The organism is Streptomyces sp. NPDC005805 (assembly GCF_040630445.1).
In the GTDB taxonomy this organism is placed as follows: Bacteria; Actinomycetota; Actinomycetes; order Streptomycetales; family Streptomycetaceae; genus Streptomyces.
Genome location: NZ_JBEXXN010000110.1, coordinates 1 through 4758, shown reverse-complemented (window position 1 = coordinate 4758; position 4758 = coordinate 1). Strand labels below are relative to the sequence as shown.

At 71.9% G+C, this 4758-nt stretch carries 5 protein-coding genes; 4 read left to right on the top strand and 1 reads right to left on the bottom strand.

Annotation, left to right across the window (positions count from 1 at the left end; genetic code table 11):
* Window positions 1–104 precede the first annotated feature (104 nt).
* Window positions 105–1325 (bottom strand): helix-turn-helix domain-containing protein, encoded by a 1221-nt coding sequence (locus ABZ457_RS30445; protein ID WP_359164268.1) that lies wholly within the window; start codon window positions 1323–1325, stop codon window positions 105–107.
* A 141-nt stretch (window positions 1326–1466) separates the two neighbouring features.
* Here ABZ457_RS30445 and ABZ457_RS30440 point away from each other — a divergent pair, with 141 nt between their 5' ends.
* From ABZ457_RS30440 to ABZ457_RS30425, 4 genes are all read left to right on the top strand, one after another.
* Window positions 1467–1607, top strand: a complete 141-nt coding sequence (locus tag ABZ457_RS30440; RefSeq protein ID WP_359164265.1) for an albusnodin family lasso peptide — start codon at window positions 1467–1469, stop codon at window positions 1605–1607.
* Window positions 1608–1683: 76 nt separating this feature from the next.
* Window positions 1684–3498 carry an albusnodin/ikarugamycin family macrolactam cyclase gene (locus ABZ457_RS30435; protein ID WP_359164262.1) on the top strand — a complete coding sequence of 605 codons (1815 nt, stop codon included), beginning with the start codon at window positions 1684–1686 and terminating at the stop codon, window positions 3496–3498.
* A 232-nt stretch (window positions 3499–3730) separates the two neighbouring features.
* Window positions 3731–4060, top strand: coding sequence for a lasso peptide biosynthesis B2 protein (locus ABZ457_RS30430; protein WP_359164259.1), 330 nt, complete (start codon window positions 3731–3733; stop codon window positions 4058–4060).
* Window positions 4047–4622 carry a GNAT family protein gene (locus ABZ457_RS30425; RefSeq protein WP_359164256.1) on the top strand — a complete coding sequence of 192 codons (576 nt, stop codon included), beginning with the start codon at window positions 4047–4049 and terminating at the stop codon, window positions 4620–4622. Before ABZ457_RS30430 ends, ABZ457_RS30425 begins: the two co-directional genes overlap by 14 nt.
* Window positions 4623–4758: the final 136 nt, after the last annotated feature.

The window sequence follows — 4758 nt, the reverse complement described above, 5'->3', positions numbered from 1 at the left end:
GGCCCGCGGAGCCGATGGGCTCCGCGGGCCGCTTCGTGCCCGTGCCGGACGGGGGGCGGGCGCGTACGGGTGCGGCCGCCGCCCCTTCCGGGGGCCGCCGACGGTCAGTCGAGCGCGGCCAGCGCCTCGTACAGGACCCGCCCTTCCGGAGCCCGTCTGCGCAGCAGCATCCCGGCCACCTTGTGAAGCTCTCGCCAGGCGTGGGGGCGTCCCACGTCGGCCGCGTCCGGCAGCGCGGCCAGGGCGGTTGCCAGGGAGGCTTCCGTCTCGCCAGAACCCGCGTAGGCGTGGGCCAGACAGGACCCGTACCAGGCGCGGTCCCGGCGGAAGGCCGGGGCGAATCCGTCGAGGCCCACGATGAGGTGGTCCGCCGCACCGGCCCAGTTGCGCAGATGCAGATCGGCCATGCCGCGCTGCGCGGCGAACCAGCTCTCGCCGTAGAAGTACAGCCACGGCGGTGCGTCGGCGGCGTCCGCGATGATCCGTTGTGCCTCGTCCAGCTTCCGGTACGCCTCGCCGGGCTCTTCCGCGAGTGCGTGGCCGCGTCCGGCCATCTGCACCGCCATGGCGCGGGTCGCCTCGCTGACTCCCGTGGTCGACGCCGCCGACTCGGCGAGCCTGACACACCGCCGTCCATTGCCGTTCGACCACGCGAGGTGGGCTTTCATGCTCATCGTGGTGGCCGCCATGTCGCCGTGGCCGGATTCCAGGGCCCAGTCGTAGGAGCGGTCGAACCACCCGAGTGCCACCGGGGCGTTGTCCTGGTCCTGTGCCATCCAAGCGAGGAACTGGGCGTACTCGGCCAGCAGCCGCACCACGCGGTCCGCGAGCGGCCCACGGGCCTGGTCGTACAGGGCCGCGACCTCCTCGAACTGGGCCCTCACCAGAGGCGCGACGGTGCGGGAGCCCACGGTGTCCTCCGCCCGGCGGTGCGCCGCCAGTAAGGCGTCCATCGTGTCGAGCGAGGCTGCGTCCAGACGCAGACCACCCCTCTTCACACCGACGAGCCGCTCCGTGTCCGCCTCGGAAACCACGTCGGGCAACACGAGGGAAGGCAGCGGCAGTTCCCCGTCACCGCCCACCAGGAGTTCCGGCGGTACCCCCAGACCGCCGACGATCCGCTGGCGCACCTCGACCGATGTGACCGAGCGGCGACGGTTCTCGATCGCGGACACATCCGGCTGAGCCAGACCGATCAGCGCTCCCAGCCTGCTCTGGCTGCTGCCGGTCAGCGTCCGCCACGTCCTCAGCAGCGTCGGCCAGTCCTCGGCCGTCGCCGCGGCCCGCAGGTGGGGGTGTGCCCATACGCCTGGATTCGGCTCCATCCCCGAAATATAGGACGGCCCTATAGGACGCGGCAGTGGATCGCCCTGCCGTCGCCCGACAAGGTGGTCACCGCCGAGCCCGCAGCGAAACGCGCCGGCACCGGGCCCGAGCACGCCCAACACACCTACGGAGGAACACCGATGATCGAGAACCGCACCGAGGAGAGTGCCGCACAGGTCGACCAGGAGGCGGTGGCTGTCGACCTCGGCGACGTCGCCCGGCTGACCGAAGGCCAGGGCGGAGGCAGTAGCGATGACAAGCGCCGCGCGTACAACAGCTGACCCTCTCTGTTGAGAGGGGCGCGGTCCCGGCCGTCGACCGGGGCCGCGCCCCTGTTTCCGGACCTTGGAGGAATCCATGCCTCTCGGCGGATTCAGCACGGCTCGCACGGACTTGCCCCACCCGCTCGGCTCCGGCATCGTCACTCGTTCCCCGGCGACGTGGCGGTTCGGCGGTGCGCCTCCCGTGCGCAGCGCGGAGGGCCACCGCCGCCGTGTCTCCGTCGTCGGTTTGTGCGGTGCCACCGACGAGCAGATCCAGGACCTCGTTGCCGGAGGGGTGCCGGACTGTGTGACCTGGCAGTGGCCGGGCACCTACGCCGTCCTGGAAGAGCACGACGAGCACTTGGTGATCCACACCGATCCCGCCGCCGCGATGCCCTTGTACGCCGTCGCCTGGAATGGGACATGGGCCTGGTCGACGTCCCCTCGGATGCTGGGGTCCCTGACCGGAGCCGGTGTCGACACCGAGCGCCTGGCGTGTGCGGTCCTTGCGCCCGCGCTGCCCGTCCTGGCCGGCGGGCGGTCGTTCTTCACCGGCGTGAGACAGCTCCAGCCCGGGAGCCGTGTGGAACTCCCCGCCGACGGCCGCGCCTTGCGGGTCACCACGACGTGGTGGCCCGCCCCACTCGTCGGGCCGGCGCCCCACGCGCGCCTGCGGACGGTACTGACCGCCGCTGTACAACTCCGGGTACACGCCGATCCGGCCCTCTCCAGTGACCTCTCCGGCGGCCTGGACTCCACGACGCTCGCGATCGTCGCCTCTCGCTCCGTGCCCGCTCCGCTCAATGCCGTCACGATCCACCCCGGCGGGGTCCTCGACGGGGCCGACCTCCGATACGCCCGACTCGCCGTCGGCGCTTCCGCCGGCCGTATCCGCCACCATCTGCTGCCCCTCGGCACGGACCACCGCCCCTACACGCGGCTCACCGAGGTGCCGGCGACGGACGAGCCCGCCCCCTCGACGCTCACTCACACCCGGCTCCTGGCCCAATTCCGTTGGATGCACCGCGAACTCGGCAGCCGCTCCCATCTGACCGGCGACGGCGGAGACAGCGTTCTCTTCCTGCCCCCGGCTCATCTCGCGGACCTCGTCCGTCACCGCCGCTACGGTCGCGTGCTCCGGGAGACACTGGGCTGGGCCCGGCTGCGCCGCGTATCCCCGGCCCCGCTGCTGCGGGCCGCTGCCCGTATGAGCGACACGACCCGTCGCCGGGCCCTGGCCGCTCTCGTCTCCGAGCCGGAGCGGGGTACGCCGAGGCCGGAGAACGCCGGGCATGTCGGCTGGTTCCCCGCCTCGACGGTGCCCGCTTGGGCCACCCGCGACGCAGCGGAGCTGGTCCGTGCGGCGGCCTCGGGACGTGGCGCCGACCTGGACCCCCTCACCGGTCTGGACGCTTCCGTCCGCAGCCTTGTCGATGAGATCCGGGAGGTGGCGCGTACCGCGGTCGCAGACGTCGAGTTGGCCGCCGGCTGTGGAATCGACCTCCACAACCCCTTTCTCGACGCCGCTGTTGTGGACACGGTGCTCAGAACCCCACTTGACGCAAGACCCCCGCTGTACGCCTACAAACCGATGCTGACGAAGGCGTTCGCCGACCTCCTGCCCCCTGCCCTGGCATCCCGCACGACCAAGGGATCGTTCGAGGCCGACCACTACAGCGGAATGCGAGAGGCACTGCCCGAGCTGCTCGGCATGGCCGATGGACGGCTGGCCGCCATGGGCTTGATCGACGCGGACCGGTTCCGGGACCGTCTCCGTCAAGCCGCCGCGGGGGTACCGATGCCACTCGCGACGACCGAGCAGGCGTTGACCGTCGAAGCGTGGCTGCGTTCCGTCGGTAGCGCCCCCGAACCCGTATGGGTGACCCCGGTCAACGGAAGGGCGGTGTGATGCGCCGGACCGTCGACTTCGGACACCTCCGGGTCGTCATCGACTACGACAGCGGTCGTGTGCGTTGCCTGCTCCCTCTGGTCCCGGGACCGAGCACGGCTCCAGGGGCGAGCTGGGGGAGTGCCGAGCATGCCGCAGGTCTCACCGCCTCGCGGGGGAGGTGGAACCCGGCCGCTGCCGCTGCCTTGGCCACCGTCCTGGCCGTCAGACACGCCGGACACGGGCCACGGCGATGCGGCGCGTCATCGGCCTTCTGGGTACCGCCGCGTCCACGACGTCCGAGGCCGCGACGCCGTCACAGGCGGCAGCAGCGGTCCACGCCGTGCGGCGCGCGGCATGGTTCTCCCCGGCCCGTACCGCGTGCCTGGAAGAATCGGCCGCCGCCGTGCTCCTTCTCGCGCTCGGCCGCCGGTCCGTCGTCTGGTGCCACGGTGTGGCGCCCGACCCCGTCCGCCTCCATGCCTGGATCACCACCCTCGACGGGACGTCCGTTGCCGAGCCGTCGTCCACCGGCGCCTACACCCCCGTCCTCACGATCGGAGATCCCGTTGAGCCACCCTGAACCAATCCTCTGGATCGGCTCCGAGCTCTGTGCCCTCGGCCCGTATCGCGCCGATCTGGTCGAAACGTACTGGCAGTGGGAGCAGGACCCCGTCCTGATGACGGGTTACGGCCGGCAGGTGCCCGTGTCCCTGGAGTCCCGCACCGAGGGCATGGCCGACCAGCTCCGGGGGTCGAACCTGCGGTTCACCGTCTACGACCTGACCGGCGGCGAACCGGTCCCCGTGGGGGTGACCACGCTGCTGCCCGACGACTCGGTGCGCACCGCCGAGTTCGTGATCATGATCGGCAGGGGAGCCCGCGGCCGGGGGCTCGGTGCCGAGGCCACCCGCCTCACGCTCGACTACGGGTTCCATGTGACCAATCTGCGCATGGTCTGGCTCAAGGTGCTGGCACCCAACGTCCCCGGTATCAGGGCGTACGAGAAGGCCGGATTCCGGAGGGCCGGGACGCTCCGGGAGGCCGGATACTGGCTCGGTGAGGTGTGCGACGAGGTGGTCATGGACGCGCTTGCCAGGGATTTCACCGGTCCCTCCTGGGTGAAGGCGCTCGTGGGGAGCTGATGCCCTGCTCGGACGGCTCGCCGCATACGCGGAAACGGCCCGCGGAGCCGATGGGCTCCGCGGGCCGCGTCGTGCCCGTGCCGGACGGGGGGCGGGGGGGGGGGCGGGAGGCCCGGCGGGGGGGGGCAGTGGGCGG

Excerpts from the sequence above, each read along its gene's own strand:
- ABZ457_RS30430 (WP_359164259.1), top strand. The coding sequence starts at position 3,731 with ATGCGGCGCGTCATCGGCCTTCTGGGTACCGCCGCGTCCACGACGTCC.
- ABZ457_RS30435 (WP_359164262.1), top strand. The coding sequence starts at position 1,684 with ATGCCTCTCGGCGGATTCAGCACGGCTCGCACGGACTTGCCCCACCCG.
- ABZ457_RS30440 (WP_359164265.1), top strand. The coding sequence starts at position 1,467 with ATGATCGAGAACCGCACCGAGGAGAGTGCCGCACAGGTCGACCAGGAG.
- ABZ457_RS30445 (WP_359164268.1), bottom strand. The coding sequence starts at position 1,325 with ATGGAGCCGAATCCAGGCGTATGGGCACACCCCCACCTGCGGGCCGCG.